This is a genomic window from Stenotrophomonas sp. SPM (assembly GCF_003105135.1).
Classification (GTDB): domain Bacteria; phylum Pseudomonadota; class Gammaproteobacteria; order Xanthomonadales; family Xanthomonadaceae; genus Stenotrophomonas.
Genome location: NZ_QETL01000204.1, coordinates 1 through 1,755 on the forward strand (window position 1 = coordinate 1; position 1,755 = coordinate 1,755).

The 1,755-nt window shown below is 67.2% G+C and carries 2 protein-coding genes; both read left to right on the forward strand.

Going from position 1 to position 1,755, the window contains the following annotated elements; genetic code table 11:
- Positions 1-191: 191 nt before the first annotated feature.
- On the forward strand, positions 192-1,211 hold the full coding sequence (locus tag DCO49_RS19975; RefSeq protein ID WP_116865462.1) for a glycosyltransferase family 2 protein: 1,020 nt from the start codon (positions 192-194) through the stop codon (positions 1,209-1,211).
- On the forward strand, positions 1,171-1,602 hold the full coding sequence (locus DCO49_RS19980) for a CBS domain-containing protein (protein WP_116865463.1): 432 nt from the start codon (positions 1,171-1,173) through the stop codon (positions 1,600-1,602). Before DCO49_RS19975 ends, DCO49_RS19980 begins: the two co-directional genes overlap by 41 nt.
- Positions 1,603-1,755 lie beyond the last annotated feature (153 nt).

The following is a 1,755-nucleotide window of genomic DNA, read 5'->3' on the forward strand; positions in this document are numbered from 1 at the left end:
CATGGCCGTGCAGGACCGTAGGCGCCACGGACGGCGCCTACGAGCTACATGGACGTATTTACCGCGTGTCCTGCACGGCCATGCCCTCCGCCTCCCCCCGTATCAGGAAGGCGCTGCAGTTGCTCTCGATTTGGCCGTTGCCTTTAGCGGGCCGGCGGGCTGCAAGCCCGCCAGCGACGTACAATCCAGGCATGAGCCGCCAACGCCTGACCTTCGTCATCGCCGCCCACAACGAGGAACTGGCGCTGCCCCAGCTGCACCCGCGCCTGTGCGCGGTGCTCGACGCGCTGGACGATGTCGACGGCCACATCCTGTATGTCGATGACGGCAGCACCGACGCTACCTGGGCGGTGATCGAACACCTCGCCCATCCCGACCCGCGTGTCTCGGCCCTGCGGCTGTCGCGCAACTTCGGCAAGGAGGCCGCGTTGACCGCCGGCCTGGACCAGGTGCGCGAGGGCGCTGCGATGATCCTCGATGCCGATGGCCAGGATCCGCCGGAACTGGTGCCGACCTTCGTCGCGCACTGGAAAGAGGGCTATGACAACGTCTACGGCACGCGCAAGGTGCGCGACGGCGAAAGCTGGAGCAAGCGGGCCACGGCGGCCATGTTCTACCGGGTGATCGGCCGCCTGTCGCGCACGCCGATCCCCGCCGACACCGGTGATTTCCGCCTGCTGTCGCCGCGGGCGCTGAGTGCGTTGCGCGAGATGCGCGAGCGCCATCGCTTCATGAAAGGCCTTTTCAGCTGGGTCGGCTTCCGCCGCGTGGCCGTGCCCTACCACCGCCACGCGCGGTTGGCCGGCAACAGCAAGTTCAGCCTCTGGAACCTGTGGAACTTCGCACTGGAAGGCATCACCGGGTTCTCGACCGTGCCGCTGCGGGCGGCCACCTACCTGGGCCTGGCGACCGCGGCGGCGGCGTTCGTGTTCGGCGTCTGGGTGATCATCAAGGCAGCGCTGTACGGCGACCGCGTGGCGGGCTGGCCGACGATGATGGCGGTGATCCTGTTCCTGGGCGGCGTGCAGCTGATCGCGCTGGGGCTGATCGGTGAGTATCTGGGCCGCCTGTACGAGGAGTCCAAGCAGCGGCCCCTGTACCTGGTTGACGCGTGGCTAGCACCTTCCGTGGCAGACTCGGCCCTGCAACCCACCCTGGGAGGGCAGGCAGATGACGTCGGTACGGCAACTGTTGGACGGCAAGTCCCCTGAAGTACACGCGGTCGCGCCCGGCGCGGCGGTGATCGATGCGATCCGGCTGATGGCCCAGAAGGGCATCGGCGCGGTGCTGGTGATGGACGGGCCGCGACTGGTCGGCATCCTGTCCGAGCGCGATTACGCGCGCAAGATCGTGCTGCACGATCGTTCCTCGCGCGATACGGCGGTGTCCGAGATCATGACGGCGAAGGTGGTGACGGTGTCGCCGGGTGAGCAGGTGGAACATTGCCTGCAGCTGGTGACCGACTACCGCATCCGCCACCTGCCGGTGGTGGAAAGTGGGTCGGTGCTGGGGGTGATCTCCATCGGTGATCTGGTGAAGGCGGTGATCGACGCGCAGCGGCGGGAGTTGGATCAGCTGCAGCAGTACATCGTGGCCGGGTGAGTTTTTCGCTGGCGGGCTTGCAGCCCGCCGGCCCGCCTAAAGCAACGGCAACGGCAACTGCAGAAGCAGCGCCTTCCTGACATGGGGGGAGGCGGAGGGCATGGCCGTGCAGGACACGCGGTAAATACGTCCATGTAGCTCGTAGGCGCCATC